The organism is Dokdonella sp. (genome assembly GCF_019634845.1).
Taxonomy (GTDB): Bacteria; Pseudomonadota; Gammaproteobacteria; order Xanthomonadales; family Rhodanobacteraceae; genus Dokdonella_A.
This window is the reverse complement of the sequence record NZ_JAHCAQ010000008.1, coordinates 1-20,778: the sequence shown is the minus strand read 5'-3', so window position 1 is coordinate 20,778 and position 20,778 is coordinate 1. Positions and strand designations below refer to the sequence as shown.

13 protein-coding genes and 1 tRNA gene are annotated in these 20,778 nt (G+C 67.5%); 7 read left to right on the top strand and 7 right to left on the bottom strand.

Annotated elements, in window-relative coordinates; genetic code table 11:
• Positions 1–5: 5 nt before the first annotated feature.
• Positions 6–320: a hypothetical protein gene (locus KF903_RS07250; RefSeq protein WP_291213084.1), complete on the bottom strand. Its 315-nt coding sequence runs from the start codon at positions 318–320 to the stop codon at positions 6–8.
• Here KF903_RS07250 and KF903_RS07245 point away from each other — a divergent pair.
• From KF903_RS07245 to KF903_RS07230, 4 genes are all read left to right on the top strand, one after another.
• Complete coding sequence (locus tag KF903_RS07245; protein WP_291213081.1) at positions 319–3,276, top strand: S8 family serine peptidase; 2,958 nt, start codon at positions 319–321, stop codon at positions 3,274–3,276. The genes KF903_RS07250 and KF903_RS07245 overlap by 2 nt on opposite strands.
• Before the next feature lie 373 nt (positions 3,277–3,649).
• Positions 3,650–4,606, top strand: a complete 957-nt coding sequence (gene deoC / locus KF903_RS07240; protein ID WP_291213078.1) for a deoxyribose-phosphate aldolase — start codon at positions 3,650–3,652, stop codon at positions 4,604–4,606.
• Complete coding sequence (locus KF903_RS07235; RefSeq protein WP_291213076.1) at positions 4,599–6,104, top strand: aldehyde dehydrogenase family protein; 1,506 nt, start codon at positions 4,599–4,601, stop codon at positions 6,102–6,104. The genes deoC and KF903_RS07235 overlap by 8 nt, the downstream gene beginning before the upstream one ends.
• Positions 6,101–6,964 carry an aldehyde dehydrogenase family protein gene (locus KF903_RS07230; RefSeq protein WP_291213073.1) on the top strand — a complete coding sequence of 288 codons (864 nt, stop codon included), beginning with the start codon at positions 6,101–6,103 and terminating at the stop codon, positions 6,962–6,964. Before KF903_RS07235 ends, KF903_RS07230 begins: the two co-directional genes overlap by 4 nt.
• A gap of 141 nt (positions 6,965–7,105) precedes the next feature.
• Here KF903_RS07230 and KF903_RS07225 read toward each other — a convergent pair.
• The 5 genes from KF903_RS07225 to rnd form a co-directional block, all read right to left on the bottom strand.
• A tRNA-Ala gene (locus tag KF903_RS07225) sits at positions 7,106–7,181 on the bottom strand.
• Between the two features lie 100 nt (positions 7,182–7,281).
• A complete protein-coding gene (gene thrC, locus KF903_RS07220; RefSeq protein ID WP_291213070.1) occupies positions 7,282–8,580 on the bottom strand; it encodes a threonine synthase in 1,299 nt (432 codons plus the stop codon).
• Complete coding sequence (locus KF903_RS07215; RefSeq protein WP_291213067.1) at positions 8,577–9,515, bottom strand: homoserine kinase; 939 nt, start codon at positions 9,513–9,515, stop codon at positions 8,577–8,579. Before KF903_RS07215 ends, thrC begins: the two co-directional genes overlap by 4 nt.
• The gene (gene thrA, locus KF903_RS07210; RefSeq protein WP_291213065.1) at positions 9,512–11,983 is read right to left on the bottom strand and encodes a bifunctional aspartate kinase/homoserine dehydrogenase I; all 2,472 of its coding nucleotides are present in this window, start codon (positions 11,981–11,983) and stop codon (positions 9,512–9,514) included. Before thrA ends, KF903_RS07215 begins: the two co-directional genes overlap by 4 nt.
• A gap of 251 nt (positions 11,984–12,234) precedes the next feature.
• Complete coding sequence (gene rnd / locus KF903_RS07205; protein ID WP_291213062.1) at positions 12,235–13,317, bottom strand: ribonuclease D; 1,083 nt, start codon at positions 13,315–13,317, stop codon at positions 12,235–12,237.
• A 72-nt stretch (positions 13,318–13,389) separates the two neighbouring features.
• Between rnd and KF903_RS07200 the strand changes: the two genes are divergently transcribed.
• Positions 13,390–15,303: an SUMF1/EgtB/PvdO family nonheme iron enzyme gene (locus tag KF903_RS07200; RefSeq protein ID WP_291213060.1), complete on the top strand. Its 1,914-nt coding sequence runs from the start codon at positions 13,390–13,392 to the stop codon at positions 15,301–15,303.
• 723 nt (positions 15,304–16,026) lie between these two features.
• A complete protein-coding gene (locus tag KF903_RS07195; RefSeq protein WP_291213058.1) occupies positions 16,027–18,663 on the top strand; it encodes a 6-bladed beta-propeller in 2,637 nt (878 codons plus the stop codon).
• Positions 18,664–18,961: 298 nt separating this feature from the next.
• Here KF903_RS07195 and KF903_RS07190 read toward each other — a convergent pair whose 3' ends face one another.
• Positions 18,962–20,011, bottom strand: a complete 1,050-nt coding sequence (locus tag KF903_RS07190) for a Fic family protein (RefSeq protein ID WP_291213056.1) — start codon at positions 20,009–20,011, stop codon at positions 18,962–18,964.
• 213 nt (positions 20,012–20,224) lie between these two features.
• On the opposite strand from KF903_RS07190, the gene KF903_RS07185 reads away from it, so the two are divergent.
• Entirely contained in the window at positions 20,225–20,437 is a 213-nt protein-coding gene (locus KF903_RS07185; protein ID WP_291213054.1) for a helix-turn-helix domain-containing protein, read from the top strand.
• The last annotated feature ends 341 nt before the right edge of the window (positions 20,438–20,778 follow it).

The window sequence follows — 20,778 nt, the reverse complement described above, 5'->3', positions numbered from 1 at the left end:
CGGGTTTAATCCTTAATCGGGCGATGATGCAGCCGAGGCCGGGCCCGACGCAAGGCGCGCGGCGGCTTGGCGCTGCCGGCGCCGATGCCGGCGACGACCGCTTGTGAGGTTCGCGCCAAGGTTCGCGCGACCGAACACCATACGCCGCCGTTTTGCTGCGGGTGACGTTTTAAGTTGCAGTTCAGCATGTTATAAGGCGGCGATGCGTGGTGTCGCCGACGCCGCGCCCGTTGCCGCAATCCTTGCATCGCCCGAAATGCTCTCCTGTCCGGGGGGCATTCGATTTTTGTCTGTATCGACTTGGTGGAGAACATGTCCATGGGGAATTCCCTTCGCGTCAAGACACTCGTTTCGGCAGTCAGCGTGGCGCTGATCGGCCTGGCTTTTCAGCCCTCGGCCGAGGCGCGCACGGCCGCCCCGGCGGCGCAGAGCGAGGCACGGCAGTCCTACCTCATCACGTTCGCCGAAGAAGGTCTGGTGAGCTATCGCGGCGGCGTGCAGGGCCTGATGGCCACCTCGCCGCAGGCGACCGGATCGCGCAAACTCGACATGAAGTCTCCGGCGGCGATCAACTACGCCGCCTATCTCGAATCGGCGCGTGCCAATTACATTGGCCTCATGCAGGGCGCGGTCGGTCATGCCCTCAACGTGACGCACCACTACGCGGTGACGCACAACGGTGTTGCCGCCGAACTCACGGCCAGTGAGGCCGCGGCGATCGCGGGGGTGCCCGGGGTGCGCTCGGTGAAGTTGGCCGGCGTCGAGCATCAGGTCACCTATCGTGGTCCGCGCTTCATCGGCGCCGACAAGATCTGGGACGGTTCGGCCACGCCGACCGGTGCCGCCGGCGCCACGCGCGGCGAGGGGCTGGTCGCCGCCATCCTCGACGGCGGTACCAACAGCGCTCACCCGTCGTTCGCCAATGACGCGGCCTGCGGATTCAGCGCAAGCACTCCCAAGTTGGTTGCCGTCGACTGCTCGACGACGGGCACGGGCGGTGTCTGCAATGGCCCCAACCCGGAAGCGAACGCCGGTTACGGCCACGGCGTGCATACCTCGAGCACGGTGGCCGGCAACACGATCGACAACACGGTGTCGCCGGCTCCGGCACTGCCCACCGGCATGACGATGTCGGGCGTGGCGCCGTGTGCAACCGTTCACCAGTACAAGGTGTGCGCGACCGACACCTGCGGCGGCGCCGACATCACGGCCGGCATCAACAATGCGATCGCCGATGGCGCCGACGTGCTCAACTTCTCGATCTCGGGCGGTACCAGCCCGTGGACCGACAACGACCGCAAGTTCCTCGATGCGGTCGATGCCGACATCTTCGTGGCGGCCGCTGCCGGCAACATGCGCTCGACCGACACGACTCCGGTCGGTAAGGTCAACCACCGTGGTCCGTGGGTGATGACGGTCGCGGCCAGCACGCAGGACATGGTGGTCGGTCCCAACCTGTCGGTGGTCGGTCCGGTGACGCCGCCGACTGCAGCCACCCAGGTGGCCCTGAACCCCGGCAGCAACACGGCGGCCAGCGCGACGCCGAACTGGACCGGCAAGCCGATCAAGGCCTACCCGACCAACCTGCTGGGCTGTACCGCGTCGGGTGCTTTCCCGGCTGGTTATTTCACCGGGTCGATCGCGATCGTGCGCCGCGGCACCTGTTCCTTCGTCGAGAAGGTGCAGAACGCCTACAACGCCGGTGCCGAATTCGTGGTGATCGCCAACAACGCGGTCGGCTCGCTCAACATGAACACCGACGCCGCGCCGGCCGTGCCCAACTACAGCATCAGCATGAGCGCCGGTGACGCGATCATCGCCTTCCTCGGCGACCACGCAACCGACTCGACGGCCGACGTCAAGGCGATCGATGTGGGCACGACGACCGGCGACGTGATTGCCGACTTCAGCTACCGCGGCCCGACGCCGGGCACGCTGGCCAACCTCACCAAGCCCGACATCAGCGCGCCGGGCGTCAACATCTATGCCGCCACCGATCACACCAGCGGCGACTACGAGTTCATGAGCGGCACCTCGATGGCGACTCCGCACGTGGCTGGTGCCGCCGCCCTCGTGCGTGCGGTGCATCCGGACTGGACGGTGCAGGAAGTCAAGTCGGCGATGATGTCCACGGCCAAGGTTGATGGCCTGAAGGAAGACGAGACCTCACCGTGGAACATCGACGACGTCGGCAGCGGCCGCGTCGATCTCGGCAAGGCGGCGCTGGCCGGCTTCACGCTCGACGAGACCAAGGCCCGGTTCCTGTCGGCCAACCCCTCGGGTGGCTCGATGAACGTCAAGGACCTCAACCTGCCGGCCGTGCGCAACACCGCCTGCACGCCGAGCTGCACGTTCACGCGCGTGGTGAAGAACCGGCTGTCGACCCAGGCGACGTGGAACAGCTCGTTCCAGGCCAACAGCGGCGGCATCATGGCGTCGGTGTCGCCGGCGACCTTCACGTTGGCGCCTGGCGCAACCCAGACGCTGACGATCACGGTGAGTCCGCCCTACGACACCAACATGACGAGCATCGGCTTCGGCTTCCTCGTGTTCGAAGAAGCCAACGGCCATTCACCCGACCAGCATTTCAGCGTCGCGATCAAGGGCAATGGTGGCCCGGCACCCGACATCATCTTCGCCGACGGCTTCGACGACGGCACGCCGGTCGACCTGTCGTTCATCGAGAACTTCGACAGCTACGCCACCAACAGCCAGGTCGCAGGGCAGGGTGGCTGGAAGGGCTGGGGCAACGACAATGCTGCCGGCGCGATCGTCAGCGGCGCACAGTTCGTCAGCGCACCCAACTCGATCGCGATCGCGGGCGCCAGCGATCTCATCCACGAGTTCGACTACGCCAGCGGTTCGTGGACCGTGACCGCCAAGCAGTTCATTCCGACCACGTTCTCGGGCAAGTCCTACTTCATCTTCGAGAACGCGTACTCGGACACCAACATGGGCATCATCAGCTGGTCGACCCAGGTCAGCTTCGACAGCGCCACGAATACCGTCGGCAATGCCGAAACCGACGCCGCGAACCCGGGCTCGGCGACGCTGATCAAGGGGTCGTGGGTCGACATCAAGCTCGTCATCGATCTCGACGCCGACCTGCAGAGCTTCTACTACAACAACACCTTGCTCTATTCGGGCTCGTGGACCAACCAGTTCCCGAGCCAGGATGTGCCGGGTGTGGCGAAGATCGGGTCGATCGATCTTTTCGCCAATGACGCCAGCGTGATCTATTACGACGACATCAAGATCGCGCCGACGACGCCGTGACCGGACGCCGGGCGTCGCCGCCCAACGGCGGCGCCCGGATTGTCCACTGCCGGTCGACTCCAGCGCCCGGGCGTGCCAGCGCCCGGGTTTTTTTTATGCGTCGTGGTCGCCGCAACGGGCGGCGCTGGCGAACGCCGCGCACGCGCTTGTGGTGGCGGCGGTCGATGCGATCGATGTCGGCAGGCGGGCTGCGTCCCGCGAGGAATCGCGCAGCGGGCGCGGATGGCCGCCGACCCGCATGCGGCCGGTGGACGAGCAGCGCGAGGGCGTGGGGCGGCGTCACGGCGCCGGCAGGGGACGCTGGCTGGTCGTGACGCGGGGTGCCGGGAAGCCGTATCCTCGGCATCGGTTTCCGCAGGAATCTTGGTCTTCCATGATCGTCCCAGTCCGCGACCGCGACGGCGCGTCGCGTGCCATTGCCCTGGTGCCGGTCGATGCGGTCGGCGCCGAGGAGCGCGCCGCCTTCTTCGCCCGGCGCAGCATCAAGGCGCGCAGCAAGCTCGACCTGCTCTATCTCGCCATCCGCATGATGGACCTGACCACGCTCGAAGGCGCCGACACCGAGGCGCGCGTGCGGCAGATGTGTCACAAGGCGCTGCGACCGGCCGCGCCGGCGCTGACCCAGGCGCTGGAGAAGATCGAGGGCTTTCGCCCGATCCCGCCGGTGGCGGCGGTGTGCGTGTACCCGCTGCTGGTGCCGGTCGCGGTCAAGGCGCTGGCCGGCTCGGGCGTGCATGTGGCCTCGGTCGCGACGTCGTTTCCGGCCGGGCAGGTGTCGCTCAAGCTGCGCCTGCTCGACGTGCGCGAGGCGGTTGACAACGGTGCCGACGAGATCGACATGGTGATCAATCGCGGCGCGTTCCTCGCCGGCGAGTACCAGCAGGTGTTCGACGAGATCGCCGCGGTGCGCGAAGCCTGCGGCAGCGCGCACCTGAAAGTGATCCTCGAAACCGGCGAACTCGGCACACTCGACAATGTGCGCCTGGCATCCGACCTTGCGATCGCGGCCGGTGCGCATTTCATCAAGACCTCGACCGGCAAGATCCAGCCGGCGGCGACGCCACCGGTCACGCTCGTGATGCTGCAGGCGATCGCCGACCACCACGCCCGCACCGGCGAACACATCGGCATGAAGCCGGCCGGCGGCATCCGCAATGCCAAGCAGGCGATCCAGTACCTGTGCATGCTTTACGAGACGCTCGGCCCGGACTGGATGAGTCCCGACCTCTATCGCTTCGGTGCCAGCGCACTGCTCAACGACGTGCTGCGCCAGATCTTCCGCCAGTACACCGGCCGCTACTACTACGACAAGGGCTACTCGCTTGACTAAGACCATCGCCAAGACCGGCCTCGCGGCGGGCAACGGCGCCAAGGCCGTGGCCGGGCTCGTCGTCGACTACGCCCCGAGCATCGAATCGGACAAGATCGTGACGATCCCGCCACGCCACCAGCTCTACATCGGCGGGCAATGGCTGAAGCCGGTCGAGGGACGCTATTTCGACAGCATCAACCCGGCGACGCTGCAGGTGCTGTCGAAGGTCGCCGAGGCGACCGCCCCCGACGTCGACGCCGCGGTGCGCGCCGCCAAACGCGCGTACGATCGCACCTGGAGCAAGCTGTCGGGGCGCGAACGCGGGCGCTACCTGTTCCGCATCGCGCGATTGATCCAGGAGCGCGCGCGCGAACTCGCGGTGCTGGAGACGCTCGACAACGGCAAGCCGATCCGCGAGACACGCGACGTCGACATCCCGCTGGTGGCGGCGCACTTCTTCTACTACGCCGGTTGGGCCGACAAGCTCGGCTATGCGGTACCGGGCGCGAAGTTCGCGCCGCTCGGCGTCGCCGGCCAGATCATTCCGTGGAACTTCCCGCTGCTGATGGCGGCGTGGAAGATCGCACCGGCACTCGCCTGCGGCAACACGGTGGTGCTCAAACCCGCCGAGCAGACGCCGCTGGCCGCGCTCAAGCTCGTCGAGATCTTCGAAGCCGCGGGCCTGCCCGAAGGTGTCGTCAACATCGTCACCGGTGCAGGTGCGACCGGTGCCGCGCTGACTGCCCATCCACTCGTGCGCAAGATCGCATTCACGGGCAGCACCGACGTCGGCAAGATCATCGCGCGCAGCGTCGCCGGCAGCGGCAAGAAGCTCACGCTCGAACTCGGCGGCAAGTCGGCGCACCTGATCTTCGCCGACGCCGCACTCGACCAGGCGGTGGAAGGCGTGGTCAGCGGCATTTTCTTCAACCAAGGGCACGTGTGCTGCGCCGGTTCGCGCCTGTTGGTCGAGGAATCGGTGGCCGCACGCGTGCTCGACAAGCTCAAGGCGCGCATGCGCAAGCTGCGCGTGGGCAACCCGCTCGACAAGAACACCGACATCGGCGCGATCAACTCGAGCGCCGAGCTCGACAAGATCCGGCGCCTGATCGAAACCGGCAAGCGCGAGGGCGGGCGTTACTTCGAGCCGGAGAACATCACGTTGCCGAACACGGGCAACTTCCTGCGGCCGTGCCTGTTCAGCGACGTCGCCCAGGCCGACACGTTGTGCCGCGTCGAGGTGTTCGGGCCGGTGCTCGCGGTGTCCACGTTCCGCACGCCGGCCGAGGCGATCGCCAAGGCCAATGACACGCCCTATGGGCTTGCCGCGGGCATCTGGAGCGAGAAGGGCTCGAAGGTGCACGCGGTCGCCGCGCAACTCAAAGCCGGCGTGGTTTGGGCCAATACCTATCACAAGTTCGATCCGGCATCGCCGTTCGGCGGCTATGGCGAAAGCGGTTACGGCCGCGAAGGCGGGCGCCATGGGCTGCTGCCGTATCTGGAGGTACAGCCATGAGTCCGCCACTCCCGACGTCGCTGCCGGTACCCAAGACCCACAAGCTCTACATCGGCGGCGAGTTTCCGCGCAGCGAGTCCGGGCGCAGCTATGCGCTGACGCGGCCCGGCGCCAAGCGCGCCTATGCCCAACTCTGTCTCGCTTCGCGCAAGGACCTGCGCGCCGCGGTCGATGCCGCGCGCGCCGCGCAAGCAGGGTGGGCTGCACGCTCGGCCTACAACCGCGGCCAGATCCTGTATCGCATGGCCGAGATGATCGAAGGCCGGGCCGACTCCTGGCAGACGCTGCTGCGCAGCGGCCTCGGTCATTCCGCGGCGCAGGCCGCGCGCGCACTCGCGGCGACGGTCGACGCGCTGGTGTATTACGCCGGCGCCAGCGACAAGTACCCGCAGATCATCGGCGCCGTGAATCCGGTGGCCGGCCCGCACCACAACTTCACCACGCCCGAGGCGCTCGGCGTGGTCGGACTCGTGTTCGACGATGGCCCCGACCCAGCCGCCAGCGCCGCCCGCATTGCCGCCGCCATCGCTGCCGGCAACACCGTCGTCGCCCTGCTGCCTGGTCCGGCTGGCGGGCTCGTCGCCGAGTTCGGCGAGGCGTTTGCCACCGCCGATCTGCCCGCCGGCGTCGTCAACCTACTGTCGGGCGATGCCGCCGAACTCGCGCCGCAATTCGCCTCGCACATGGAAATCCAGGGTCTGGCTTTCCTGCGCGACGAACCGGCGCGGCGCATTGAAGTCGAACGCGCCGCCGCCGACAACATGAAGCGCTGCGTGGCCAGCCACGGCCCGTTGCTGGCCCTCGAACGGGTGCTCGACTTCGTCGAATACAAGACCGTCTGGCACCCGATCGGCACCTGAGCCGAGCGGGAAATCCGGCGCAGCGGTGCCGAAGTGGCGGCGTCACACCCCCGGCAGGGCATCGGATCAGGGCCGCACAAGGCCGTGTCGGCGCGATTGGGGCAAAAAGAAGCCCGACCGCGAACGGTCGGGCCATCTGTTTGGTGGAGCTGAGGGGGATCGAACCCCTGACCTTCGCATTGCGAACGCGACGCTCTCCCAGCTGAGCTACAGCCCCGTATGCATGTCGCGGGTGGGAACCGCGAAAGGGCGCGCATCATAGCAGCGCCGCGCGCGCTGCGCCAAGCCCGTCGCGCGGGGGCCTGGCTGCGGCGCTTTCAGGCCGGCAGCGCGAGCAGGCGTGCACGCAGTGCCGCGTAGTCGTTGGCGATCGGCTCGGCGTGGGCAGGTCGCGCGAGCATGGCGGCCAGCGCGGGTGGTACCGCGACGGGCTGGCCGATCAGCGGTTCGACGATGCTGTCGAACTTGGCGGCGTGGGCCGTGGCGACGGCGGCGCATGCGCGCGCCTCGCCGCGTGCGCGCAGCCGCGCCAGCACGCACAGCGCGGTGGCCGTGTGCGGGCACACCGCCAGCGACCGCTCGCGCCAGGTGCGTTCGATGGTGGCCGCGATGTCGACATCGTCGACCGCGTCGGCAGCGAGCCAACCGGGCAGGTCGGCCCTGGTCGGATAGAGCCAGCGCAGCCGCTCGAAATTGCTCGGGTCGCCCACGTCCATGGCATTGGCGAGCGTGGCGATACTTGCTGCGGGCGCGTAGCTGCCGCTAGCGAAGTAGGCGGGCAGGACCCGGTTTGCGTTGGTGGCCAGCACGATGTCGCCGATCGGCAATCCCACGAGCCGGGCCAGCACGCAGGCCAGCGCGTTGCCGAGGTTGCCGGTGGGGATCACGTAGTTGAGTGGGGCCGCCTGCTGGCGGGCGCAGGCGAGCGCGCTGGCCGCGTAATAGGCCATCTGCGGCAGCCAGCGGCCGAGGCTGATGCTGTTGGCCGAGGTCAGCGCGCATGCCTGGCGCAGGTCGGCATCGATCAGCGCGCGCTTGACCAGGGCCTGGCAGTCGTCGAAGGCGCCGGCCACGCGCAGCGCGTGCACGTTGTCGCCGAAACTGCCGAGTTGGTGCGCCTGGCGCGGCGACACGCGGCCATCGGGATACAGCACCACGACGCGGAAGCCCGGGCGGCGATGGAACGCGGCCGCCACCGCCGCGCCGGTATCGCCCGACGTGGCGACCAGCACGGTGCTGACCGGTGCCTCGGCATCGCGCAGGCGGCCGAGGCTCGCGGCGAGGAAGCGCGCGGCGTAATCCTTGAATGCCGCCGTCGGGCCGTGGAACAGTTCGAGCAGGTGCGTGCTGCCATCGAGTGCGCGCAGCGACGCCGGAAATGCGTAGGCCTCGGCGCAGATCGCGGGCAATTGCGATTGCAGGCGGCTGCCTGCGAAGAACGGGTGCAGGACGCGCGCGGCGACTGCTGCCAGCTCCTCGTCAGCCGCGAAGTCGGCTGCATCGAGCCGCGGCACGACCTGCGGCACATACAGCCCGCCATCGGGGGCCAGTCCCGCGGCGAGTGCGTGGTCGATATCGACGGCCGGCGCGCGGCCACGTGTGCTGAGGTAGTTCATGCGACCACCTGTGCGGCGGGGCCGGCCACCGGCGACAGCCAGCAGTCGCTGTCGAGTCCGGCTTCGGCAAAGGCATCGCGCATCGCCTGCGCACAGCGCTGCGCGGCAGCGGCGCCGTCGCACCAGGCGAATACGCTCGGGCCGGCGCCGGAGATGCTGGCACCGAGCGCGCCAGCGGCCAGCGCGGCGGCCTTGACCGAGGCGAAGCCGGCGATCAATGGCGCGCGGCGCGGCTCCACCAGCACGTCGGCGAGTCCGGCACGGATCAGTTCCATGTCGCCAGCATGGCAGCCGGCGAGCACGAGGGCGAGGTTGGCGCTTTGCGCGACGAACTCGGGCAGGGCATAGCTGCCGGCCAGCGCGGCGCGCGCCGCGCGTGTTTCGAGCGTTGCGTGCGGATGCACGAGCGCGCAGTGCAGGGCGGCCGGGACTGCGATCGGCACCAGGCGGTCGGCGGTCGCGAGCACGAGCCCGCCCAGCAGCATCGGGCCGACGTTGTCGCCATGGCGACCGCCGCTGGCGACGGCTTCGCCTTCGAGTGCGAACGGATACAGCGCCGCACGCGGCAACGGCGCATCGAGCAGCGCGTTGGCGGCGACCAGCGCAGCAACCGCCGAGGCGGCCGAGCCACCCATGCCCGAACCGAACGGGATGCCCTTGTCGATCTCGATGTCGAAACCGAACGGCAGCGCCAGCGCACGCTGCAGCGCGAGCAGGGCGGCACCGGCGGTGTTGCGTTCGGGTTCCAGCGGCAGCGGCTGCGCGGCGCCACGGATCGCGCCGATGCGCACCCGTGGTTCGGCGATGCGTTGCACGGTGACGCGGTCGCCGGGCCCGGCCACGCTGTGACCGAGGATGTCGAAGCCGACGGCGGCGTTGCCGACGCTGGCCGGGGCGAAGGCGGTGGCACGCTGCGGACGCGATGCGGAGTTCATGACTGCACGATCCTGAGGATGTCGGCGAACACGCCCGCTGCGGTGACTTCGGGGCCGGCGCCTGGCCCCTGCACCACGAGCGGATTGTCGGCATAGCGGCGGGTGGTGAACTGCACGATGTTGTCGGTCAGGCGCAGGTGCGCGAAGCCGTGCGTCGCCGGCAGCTCGGCCAGGCCGACGCGCGCATGGCCGTCGCGATCGAGCCGGGCGACGTAGCGCAGCACGCAACCGTGGTCGTGCGCCCGTGCATGGCGCGCGGCCATCGCGGCGTCGAATTCGCCGAGGCGCTCCATGAAGGTCGCGGCGTCGGTGCAGCGCAAGGACGCTGGCACGAGGCTTTCGACTTCGACATCGGCCAGCTCGAGCGGCACGCCGGCTTCGCGGGCCAGGATCACGAGCTTGCGCGCCACGTCGGTGCCGGACAGGTCATCGCGCGGGTCGGGTTCGGTGTAGGCGAGGGCATGGGCCTCGCGCACGAGCGCCGAGAATGGCGTGCAGCCATCGTAGCGGTTGAACAACCAGGCCAGCGTGCCCGACAGGATGCCTTCGACCACGTGCAGCTCATCGCCCGTATCGAGCAGGTCGCGCAGTGTCGAGATGACCGGCAGTCCAGCGCCGACGGTGGCCTCGTAGCGGAAGCGCGCGCCGCTGGCGCAGGCGGCGCGGATGCGCTGCCAGCGTGGGTACGGACCGGCGCCAGCGTGCTTGTTCGGCGTCACCACGTGAATGCCCGCGGCGAGCCAGTCGGCGTAGCGTTCGGCCACCGCATCGCTCGCGCTGCAGTCGATGATGAGGGCGTGCGGCAGGTGTTCGGCGTGGATGTGGCGCGTGAACGCTTCGAGATCGCCATCGGGCTGCGCTGCTTCGCGCCAGTTTGCGGCCAGGTGCGATTCGCCGCACCACAGGTGTGAGCGGCTCGCGACCGCGCGCAGGCGCAAGTCGAGCTGATGGTCGCGCAGCAGGCGTTCGCGTGCGGCGAGGATCTGTTCGAACAGGGCCTGGCCAACCTTGCCCGGGCCGATCAGGCCGATCGAGATCGTTTGCGGTGACAGCCAGAACGCGGCGTGCGCGGCGCGCAGCGCGCGAGTGGCGTCGCTGCTCGCCACCGCGATCGAAATGTTGCGTTCGGAGGCGCCCTGCGCGATGGCGCGAATGTTGACGCTGCTGCGGGCCAGCGCGCCGAACAGCCGCGCGGCGACGCCGGGCTGGCCGGCCATGCCGTCACCGACCGCGGCGAGCACGCTGATGCCGGCTTCGCCCGCGATGCGCGCGATCGCGCCGCGCGCGAGCTCACGCTCGAATGCCGACTCCAGTGCGCTGCGGGCGCGAGCGAGGTCGGCTTCGCGCACCACGCAGCAGATCGAATGTTCCGAGGAGCCCTGCGAGATCATCACCACCGACACACCGGCCGCATGCAGCGCGCCGAAGGCGCGCTCGGCGGTGCCCGGCACGCCGATCATGCCGGCGCCTTCGAGGGTGAGCACGGCCAGTTGCTGCACGGCCGACAGACCCTTGACCGGTGAGCCGCTCGCCGCCGTGGCGCGGGTGCCGATCGCCGTGCCGGCGTGGTCGGGGGCGAACGTGTTGCGGATGCGCACGGCCAGGCCTGCCGCGATCGCCGGCGTGAGCGTCTGCGGGTGGATCACCTTGGCACCGAAGTACGCCAGCTCGCAGGCTTCGCTGTAGCTGAGCTCGGGCAGCGACACGGCCTCGGGCACCAGGCGCGGGTCGGCCGACAGCACGCCGTCGGTGTCGCCCCACAGCGTGAGCTCGGCGGCGCCGCTCAGGCGCGCGAAGATGGCGGCCGAATAGTCACTGCCGTTGCGGCCCAGCACGGTGGCGCGACCGTCGGGCGTGCGTGCGACGAAGCCGGTCACGACGGTCCATGGCCGCGCGTGCTCGGCGCGCCACGCGTCGAAGCGGCGCTGGCTGTCGTCCCAGTCGACGCTGGCACCGAGTTCGCCGTGGCTGACGACGAGCACGTCGCGGGCGTCGAGTCGCGCGCAGGACAGACCCTGTGCCGCCAGCAGGTCGCGCAGCAGGCGCGAGGACCACACCTCACCCAGACCCTGCACGCGCTCGCTTGCCTCGCGGTTGGGCGTGCGCAGCACGGCGAGCGCAGCGAGCAGGTCGCGCAGTTCGGCAAATTGGCCATCGAGCCAGTCGCGCGTGGCGGCCGCGTGCGCAGCGAGCAGGTCGTCGGCGCAGGCCAGGTGCCGCTCGCGCAACTGGGCCAGGCGCCCGGGCCAGTCGGTGCTCGCCTGCATCGCGGCTTCGGCCAGCGCGATCAGGGCATCGGTGGTGCCGCGCATGGCCGACACCACGACATAGGCCGGCGTGGCGGGCTGCGCCTGCAGGATCGCGGCGACGCGCCGCATGCAGGTGGCGTCGGCAAGACTGGAGCCGCCGAACTTGTGCACGCATGGGGGCGCCGGCGGCGGGTCGGGCAACTGGGCGACGGACATCATGGGTCTCCGGATGAAGACCCCGCTCGGCTTCGGGTCGGGCTGTGGCGCAGGCCCTGTCCCGGAGTGGGGCGGGGCCGTGGTTTGCGCAATCGATCGGTCAGGATGGTTGGCAGCGCAGGCACCCGCACAACGTGGGCGAAGTCGTCCACGTCGTCGTGCGCGTCATCGTGCCGTGGTTGGCGGCAGGCGGGCGGCGCATGGCGGGCGTTGCGTTCATGCTTGCGAGTGTGCCGGCAGCACCACGGGGTCTGTCAAGAGGGCAGCAGCGCCAGCAGCTCATCGTGCAGCAGGTCACGTCGCCAGCCGTCCAGTGCGATGGGCCAGCAGCGCGTCGCGAGCAGCGTTTCCAGATGGCGGCGCGAGCACAGCAGCGCGTCGGGCAGGTCGAGGCGCTGCGCCTGCGCGGCCACGACCTCCTTCATCGCCGCGATGAGCTTGCGTTCGCGCGCATCGGGCTGCGGCGGAATCGGCACGAAATCGAGATCTTCGTCGCGCAACGGAGCCTGCACCACGGCCAGCAGTTCCTCGCGCTGCGCCGACCGCAGTGCACGCAGGCCGCGGGTGCGCTCGGCAAGTTCCTCGGCGCTGCGTGGCGGTTGCGCCGCAAGATCGAGCGCGTGGGCATCGTCGAGCAACCAGTTGCGCGGCCGATCGTGGCGTCGTGCGGCGGCATCGCGCCAGCGCAACAGCCGACGCAGCAACGCCTGGCGTTCGCGTGGCCAGTCGGCGGCACCGCGCAGCGCGAGCTGCGGTTGCGGGTCGGGCTCGCGCTCGCGCGCCTTCGCGAGCAGACGTTCGCAGTCGGCGGCGAGCCAGGCGCTCATGTTGCGCTGTTCGAGGCGGCGTGCAAGTTCCTCGTGCAGGCGGGGCAGGTGCAGCACGTCCTGCGCGGCATAGTCGATCTGTTGCGCGCTCAGCGGCCGCTGCAGCCAGTCCGAACGCGTCTCGGTCTTGGGCAGCGCGATGCCGGTCAGCTCGAACACGAGCTTCTGGTAGCCCAGTCCCGCGCCGAGGCCGGCGAATGCCGCGGCGATCTGGGTGTCGAACAGGTGCGCGATGTGGCACGACCAGGTGGCCAAGGCTTCGAGGTCCTCGCTCGCGCTGTGCATGACGATCGTGCGTGCCGGATCGGCCAGCACGCGTGCCAGCGGCGCCGGGTCGAGCGGCGCCGTGGGATCGACCAAGGCGATGCGGCCGCCGACATCGGCCTGCACCAGCGCCAGACGCGGCAGGAAGGTATTGGTGCGCATGAACTCGGTGTCGAGGCCGAGCGTCGCGGGAGTGTGTTCCAACAGCGCCTGCAGCGCGTCGTCGCGCGTGATCCAGTCGGTCAAGATGAATTCCTCATAGACGCCCGTGGCTGGCGGCTTCAATCGGCACGGTCCAGCGTCGATAATCGCCAGACGATGCCGCGATCGGAAGCCACACGCAAGCAGCACACCTGGGGCGGCGCCGCCGGCATGGTGGTGCTCGCCTGCGCGTTGCTGTATCGCTTCTTCCCCGATCTGTTGCAGATGCAGCCCGCGCGCGAGCCGTCCCGCGGCGCGGATACCGCAGCGGCACAGGGTCCGCGCGCCGCGAACTGGTCCGCGCTCGATGACAGCGGCAGCGCGCCGACCCAGGTCGATCGGACCGAGGTGGGGACGAGCCTGGTCGACGCGATCCGCATGGGCCCGCCGGCGCCGCTCAGCAAGCAGCTGACGGCGCTGCTGGACAAGGCGCGCAAGGCCGAAGGCGCGGGCGCCCTGCTCGAACCCGACGACGCGATCGCCTTGTACCAGCGTGTGTTGGCGGCCTCGCCCGCCAATGTCGAGGCGCAGATGGCGCTGGAGCGGATCGGCGGCGTGCTGCGCGATTGGACGCTGGCCGCGGTCGCGCGCGGCGACGAAAAGGCGGCGCAGCGCTACCTGGCCGCCTATGAGAAGGTGCCGCATTCCGAGCGCGAACTGGCCATCGTGCACCGGCGTGTCGACTTGCTGCACCAGATCCTGCCGATGCTGAGCCGCGCCGCCGAGCTCATTCGCCAGGGCAAGGCCGAGGGCGAGGGCGACAGCGCCCTGGCGCTGTACCGGCAGGTCCTCGAACTTGATCCGGGCAATGCGCTGGCCGACGCCGGCCTTGCCGGCATCGAACGCCGGCATCTGGATCGGGCGCTGGCGCAGGCCGCGCAGGATGATTTCGCCGGCGCCGACGCCACGCTCGCCGCGGCCGCCGCGATCCGTCCCGGCTCGCAGGCCATGCTCGAGGCGCACACGCGCATCGACGACCTGCGTCGCCAGCGTGCGGCCAGTGTGCTGGCGCAGGCCCGTTCAGCACTCGATGCCGGCAATGCCGACCTGGCCGAGAATCTTGCCCGCAAGGCACAGAACATCAGTCCGGACCTGGCCGGCCTCGACGAATTCGCGCAGCGCCTGCGCAATGCGAGGCTGTATGCGAGCTACACGCCGGGCCAAGTGCTGCACGATCGCTTCCTCGACATCAGCGGCAGCGCACCAGCCGTGGTGGTGATTCCGACCGGCAGCTTCGTGATGGGCTCGGCCGCCGATGAAGAGGGGCATCAGGACAGCGAACAACCGCAGCGCCGCGTCAGCATCAGCAGCGGTTTCGCGCTTGGCCAGTCTGCGGTCACAGTTGGCCAATTCCGAGTCTTCGTCAACGCGGCGTCCTACCTCAGCGATGCCGAACGCCTGGGCAGCGCCGCCACCTACGACGAAAGCAGCGGGCGCATGAGCGAGCGGCGCGGCATGAGCTGGCGCAACGCCTACGATGGCAGCAAGGCGCGCGATGACCTGCCGGTAATCAACGTGTCGTGGAACGATGCCGTGGCCTACCTGCAATGGCTGTCGGCGCGGACCGGCAAGCACTATCGGCTGCCCAGCGAGGCCGAGTTCGAATACGCCCTGCGCGCCGGGTCGAGCACGCGCTACCCATGGGGCGACGGCAATCCCGACAGCGTCGTCGGCAACCTCACCGGTGAAGGCGACCGCTCACCGGCGAAGCGAACCTGGGCACAGTACTTTCCGCGCTACAGCGACGGCTATTGGGGGCCGGCACCGGTAGGGAAGTTTCCGGCCAACGCGTTCGGCCTGTACGACATGGACGGCAACGTGTCCGAATGGGTCGAGGATTGCTGGCACGACAACTACACGCGGGCCCCGCGCGACAGCTCGGCGTGGGTCAATCCCGGTTGCGAGCGGCACGTCGTGCGCGGTGGCTCCTGGGGCAGCGATCCATTGCAGGTGCGCTCGGCGTTCCGCACGTCGGCGCCCGCCGATGCCCGCAACGCCCGCGTCGGCTTCCGCGTCGCGCGCGACCTGTGATCGTTGCGCGCTGCGGCGCAGCGCAGGCGGCGGACAGCACCCACGGCAGCACGCTGCGGCCCGCCGCATCTGCGCAACCGCGAGCCAGTGGCGCAGCCGGCCCGCGGTTCGGCACAACGACTCTTCGCATGGCCGAGCCGTCGATGCCTGGTCGCGGCGTGCCAGCCAAGTCACGCAGCCGGCGCGGCTGCTCGAACTGCCGGCACGCCGGGAACAGGCCATGCGCCGGGCTGAGGTGCGGACGCAAGGCTTTGCTGCGGGCGCGACCCCGCCTGCGACGATGGTAGACTCCGACGCTTCGTTCGCTTGCGGCTGGTTGTCCGCGATGGCCCACGGGTTCGCTTCGCGAACGCGTGATCGTCAGGGCACACCTGGGTGGGAAGGACCAATGGCCCGCAGCGAACGAAATGACGGTACGAGGAGGGATGAGCAAGCGGCGGCATGCGCGCAAGCGCGCAAGGGTCCGCGCAAGCAGGCAGGGGCTGTCGCCATCGGGCGAGCACTGGCCCACACCTTGACACCACTGGAGACGTGGGCAGCGGCAGGGTGCAGTGCGCGCCGGCCGCCTGGGGAGGTTTGGACGTCGGTATCTGCGTGAGTGCAAACCGATACGCCGGTCTCACTGTGCCGTGGAGCCCGATTCGCCATTCTCGTTGGGAAAACTTGCGGTCTGTTGCAGCGAATGGTCGCTGCGGCCATTCGCACGCATTGGGGAGAGATGTCATGTCGCATGCAGTCCATTTCACGCGGGCTTCGTTGTTCCTGGTATTGGCGTTTCTGGTCATGTCGCCGGCATGGCCGCAAACGTCGGTCGATGCCGCGTATTTTCCAGTCGACGTGCCCGTCGACTCCGCGTTGTCGGATGTCGCACCGACGTCCGGCCTCGTATCGTCAGGCTACCGCAGCATCCACTTCTCCGACTACATGAGCGGGTTTAACACTCCGTTCCAGGTGACGACCGACAACGACACGTTTTTTGTTTCCAACATAGGCACCAGTTCGGTGTTGATGTACCAGATCACGTCGGCTGGCATCGTTTACGTGCGAACCTTCGGATCGGGTTCCGGCAGCGGCGCCGGGCAATTCACCGCCCCGGAACAGGTGGCCGTGGTCGGCAACGATGTCTATATCGCGGACTTCGGCAACAACCGTATCCAGCGCTTCAACAAGAGCACCGGCGCGTACGTATCCCAGTTCGGTACGTCCGGCTCCGGTGCCGGCCAACTCAGCAATCCATCAGGCCTTGTGTACAACCCCGCTAACGGGTTTCTTTACGTAAGCGAAATCGGCAACGACCGCATTTCCGTGTTCAGCACGGTCGGCACCTACCAGTTCCAATTCGCCTCGATTGGCAGCGGCGATGGCCAGCTCAACAATCCGTACGTGCTCGGCATCGACAGCAACAGCAATGTCTATGCCGCAGATGCCACCAACAACCGCGTGGTGAAGTTCGATCCGACCGGCGTCTTTATCCGCAACATCGCCGTGGGCGTTTCCGGTCCCTTGGGACTTGCCATCGACAAGGCCGACCTCAACTGGGTCACTTCCAGCGGCAACAACGATTCCTACACCTACGATTCGCGCGGCAACTACGTGAGCTATTACTACGGCGTCGCGCCAACGGCTTGGGCACCGGGGTATTTCCAGGACGCGCGCAGCCTCGCGGTGACTTCCCCGCTGCCGTTCGCACCCTACAATGGCACGCCTGCGGTGGTCATGGCTGACATGAGTTCGAACACGGTGCAGGTTTTTTCGCGTTCGTTGCAGGCCACCGCGCATCCCGCCATCGCTTCGATCAGCGGACTTTCCGGTTACGTCGGCGGCGTGGCTTTCGACAGCGCGCAGAATGTTTACTTCACCTCGTTTACCGCGAACGCCGTCTACAAATTCGACAAGTTCGGCACTTTCCTGTTGCAATGGGGTATTGCGGGCTCGGGCAATGGCCAATTCAGCGGCGCCTATGGGATTTGCGTGGATGATTCCGACAACGTCTATGTCGTCGACCGCAACAACAACCGCATCCAGAAATTCGATGCGAACGGGAACTATCTGCTGCAGTGGGGCAGTGCAGGTTCGGGTAACGGCCAGTTCAGTGGCCTGGCAGGAATCGCGACGGATGGAACGTGGATCTATGTCACCGAAGAAAGCAATCATCGCGTGCAGAAATTCAGCCTGAGCGGCACCTACGTCAGGCAATGGGGAACAAACGGTTCGGGCAACGGCCAATTCCAGAATCCGGCCGGCATCGCCGTCGACCGCAGGCGCAACCAGGTGTACGTGGCGGAATACTCCGGCAACCGCATCCAGCAGTTCAGCGTGTTCGGCGATTTCATCAAGGTATTCGCCGATTCGATTTCCGGTAGCGGCATGTTGACCAATCCGGTGGGGCTTGCCACCGACCAGCACGGCAACATCTATGTGGCGGATCGCGGCAATGATCGCGTCGTGCAATACAACGACAACGGCATCTACCTTGCCAGTTTCGTGCAAACCACGGCGAATGCGGTTGGCGTCGACACGCGCAATGGGCAGATCCATGTCGGTGCCTCCAGCGGTGGCATCGTCAACCGCTACGGCGCCGTTTCGGGCGCATACGACACGATTGGCGTGTATCGCCCGTCGACGCGCACCTTTGCGCTGCGCAATTCACTGACGCCGGGCGCACCGAACATCACCGCAACCGTGGCGCTGGCCCAAGCCACCGACCTGCCGATCACCGGCGACTGGAATGGTGACGGCATCGACACCCCGGGCCTGTATCGCCCCAGCACCTCGACGGTCTATCTATGGGACCGCTGGTCGAACCTGAGCATCGTCAATGCCGAATACGTCTTGGTTCTTGGCGCCGGCGGCGACCGGCCCATCGTCGGTGACTGGAATGGCGACGGCAAGGACAGCCTCGGCTATTTCCGCCCGTCGACCAATACGTTCTATCTGCGCAATGCGCTCACCTCGGGCCCGGCCGACTACACGGTGGCGTATGGCAGCAGTGGCGATGTTCCGTTGGCGGGCGACTGGAACCAGGACGGCGAATTCACCATCGGCGTCTACCGCGCCAGTGACGGCAAGTTCCATGTCAGCAACCGCAACACCAACGGCGCGGTCGCTGACGATGGCGCCTATGCGCTCGGCATGGCCGGTGACATCCCCGTAACCGGCGACTGGACGCACAGCGGCTACAGCGGGCTCGGCGTGTACCGCCCGTCGACGGGCAGCTTCAGTTTGAAATACAACCTTGACGGCACACCCGCCGACGAGACTTTCTCATTCGATGGTGACCGGATTTTCCGATCGGGATTCGAAGCAATGGGAGGAGATGAGATTCCTCTCGCGGGCAATTGGGGATATCCGCCGGAGTGAGGCCGGTCTGTGCCGCGATCGTGTCCCGCCACGCCGCTCCGGTTGCTTCATTCGCAACCAACGGCCGCGGCGAGGGATTTGCGAGTGCGCTCCTCGATGCGGGACGGTGGCCATGCACTCGGCTGTCGACCAGTCCGGAACGTCCCGGACTGGTCACTTCGGTTGGCGGCCAGCGGTAGCACTGGTGGCCGGAACCCCCGCGCCACGCGGGAATTTCGGGCAAGAAAAAGGGCCCGGAGAAAATCCGGGCCCTTGTATGTGGTGGGGCGGCGGGAATCGAACCCGCGTCCGAAGGCGCTCAGTGCAGGCCGTACCAAACTCCACGACCACTGCCATGCTGGTCCAGCGTGCCGCGCTCAACCAGTGCGCGGAAATGCTGCTTGAGCGTGTTGCGGCTGGCCCCGGTCAGCTTGATCGCCTCGCCGATGGTGACGCGCCCGTGCTCACGGGCGAACTCGACGATCTGTAGCTGCAGCTCCGGCATGGCCGCCAGCACGATCTTCTCGCGCTCGACCTTCTTCTCCAGGCGCCGCACCTGCTCGGCCAGGGAGCGCAGAAAGAACACCAGCCACGGCTGCCAGTTCGGAGCCTCGGTGCGGATCGTGCCTTGCGTCTGCCGCAATGCCAGGTAGTACGCATCTTTGCTCTGCTCGACCACGCTCTCCAGTGAGCTGTAGGGCACATAGGCGTAGCCGGCCTGCAGGAGCAGCAGCGTGGTCAGCACGCGGGAAAGCCGCCCGTTGCCATCCTGGAAGGGATGGATCTCGAGGAACACGACGACGCACAGGGCGATGATCAGCAGCGGATGCAGACGGGCTGTCTCACGCTCTTGGTTCACCCAGGCCACCAGTTCCGTCATCAAGCGGGGCGTGTCGAACGGCGACGCCGTCTGAAACACGATGCCGATCTGCGCGCCGGTCTCGTCGAAGGCAGCGACGCTGTTCGAGTTGGTCTTGTAGGTGCCGCGATGCCAGGTGTCCTTTTCACTGTAGCGAAGCAGGATCTGGTGCAACTGCTTGATGTGGTTCTCGGTGAACGGGATGTCCTGCCAGGACGCGAACACCAAATCCATCAGCTCGGCGTAGCCGGCCACTTCCTGCTCGTCGCGGGTGGCGAAGGACTTGATCTCAAGATTCGACAGCAGCAGCTCCACTTCCCGGTCGGACAGCTTGCTGCCCTCGATGCGTGTGGAGGAGCCGATGCTCTCGATGGTGGCCACTCGACGCAGCGCCGACAGGCGATCGGGCGCGAGGGTGCCCAAGGCGCGCCAGGCGCCCTTGAACTCGTCGATCCTCGCGATGAGACTCAGGATCTCCGGGGTGATCTGGATGGTGTCGGTTTCCAGCATGAACCAATACTACACCCAATTACACCCATTTTCGAGCCCCGCCCATTAAGACACCCATTTACACCTAATCGTCCCAGGTTGGGCCTGCAGGGAATAACTGGCCTAAGCCCCGCAGAATATGCGGCGAAAAGGCTTCTGCAAGGAGATCACTTGGCTCACGGGCGGAACAGCGCCTTCATGGACTCCTGCCAACTCATTCGGAAGGAGACCAAGATGGAAGTCGCTCACCTCAATCAAAAGCAACTGGCTGCTCGCTGGAGCATCAGCGAGGCCACCCTGGAACGCTGGCGCAGCGAGGGGATCGGGCCCAAGTTCCTGAAGCTTTGCGGCCGGGTGCTCTACCGGCAGGTCGACATCGAGGCCTACGAGGAGTCGTGCCTGGCAACGTCGACCAAGACGGTCGCGGCGCAGGTCCGTGCTGGCTGAGATGTTCCGATTCGTCGGCAAATATCTGCAAGTACCGACGTTTCACAACGCGACGGTACCGGCGATGACGTTTACAGGCCAGATTGCAGGGGAATTGAACGTCCGCAGTCCGCAAGCGCGGACCGATTGAGCGGTTTGTTGAAAATCAACGGCTTGGCATCGGGCCGTGCGGGCTGGTGAGGGTTCCTGCGGGTTCGTGCGGAAAGATTCGAACTCCTGGGGGGTCTGGGTGGGGTGGAACCCTGCGCCAAACCTATGTAACTCAGCGCCTTACGACCGCTGCGAACTCCTGCGGAAAGGTGCGGAATCCAGCCCCAACTGCCAACAATCCTACCAGTCAT

Coding starts and splice junctions, on each gene's coding strand:
- KF903_RS07245 (WP_291213081.1), top strand. CDS start 319: ATGGGGAATTCCCTTCGCGTCAAGACACTCGTTTCGGCAGTCAGCGTG.
- KF903_RS07250 (WP_291213084.1), bottom strand. CDS start 320: ATGGACATGTTCTCCACCAAGTCGATACAGACAAAAATCGAATGCCCC.
- deoC (WP_291213078.1), top strand. CDS start 3,650: ATGATCGTCCCAGTCCGCGACCGCGACGGCGCGTCGCGTGCCATTGCC.
- KF903_RS07230 (WP_291213073.1), top strand. CDS start 6,101: ATGAGTCCGCCACTCCCGACGTCGCTGCCGGTACCCAAGACCCACAAG.
- thrC (WP_291213070.1), bottom strand. CDS start 8,580: ATGAACTACCTCAGCACACGTGGCCGCGCGCCGGCCGTCGATATCGAC.
- KF903_RS07215 (WP_291213067.1), bottom strand. CDS start 9,515: ATGAACTCCGCATCGCGTCCGCAGCGTGCCACCGCCTTCGCCCCGGCC.
- thrA (WP_291213065.1), bottom strand. CDS start 11,983: ATGATGTCCGTCGCCCAGTTGCCCGACCCGCCGCCGGCGCCCCCATGC.
- KF903_RS07200 (WP_291213060.1), top strand. CDS start 13,390: ATGCCGCGATCGGAAGCCACACGCAAGCAGCACACCTGGGGCGGCGCC.
- KF903_RS07195 (WP_291213058.1), top strand. CDS start 16,027: ATGTCGCATGCAGTCCATTTCACGCGGGCTTCGTTGTTCCTGGTATTG.
- KF903_RS07190 (WP_291213056.1), bottom strand. CDS start 20,011: ATGCTGGAAACCGACACCATCCAGATCACCCCGGAGATCCTGAGTCTC.
- KF903_RS07185 (WP_291213054.1), top strand. CDS start 20,225: ATGGAAGTCGCTCACCTCAATCAAAAGCAACTGGCTGCTCGCTGGAGC.